Raw genomic sequence first — 260 nt, 5'->3', positions numbered from 1 at the left:
ACGGGGCGTGGCAATACTCGACGGACAGCGGGGCCAACTGGTTCAGCGTCGGCACGGTGTCCAGTTCATCGGCGCTGCTGCTCAGTGCGACGGCGCAGCTGCGTTATGTGCCGGATGGCGCTACCGCCGAAACCGCCGCCTTCAGTTTCAACGCCTGGGATCAGACCAGCGGCACGGCCACCACAGGGGCGACCCGGGGGCTGGCGGATACCTCGACCACCGGCGGCAGCAGCGCGTTCTCCAGCAACAGCGCGCAAGCG

The 260-nt window shown here is 68.5% G+C and carries 1 protein-coding gene; it reads left to right on the top strand.

Annotated elements, in window-relative coordinates; translation table 11 throughout:
- Positions 1-260 (top strand): hypothetical protein (locus HEP82_RS19890; RefSeq protein ID WP_192459619.1); only part of this gene is annotated, 260 nt, incomplete at both ends.

The sequence above is a fragment of the Musicola keenii genome (assembly GCF_014855505.1).
In the GTDB taxonomy this organism is placed as follows: Bacteria; Pseudomonadota; Gammaproteobacteria; order Enterobacterales; family Enterobacteriaceae; genus Musicola; species Musicola paradisiaca.
This window is presented reverse-complemented; position numbering and strand designations above follow the sequence as displayed.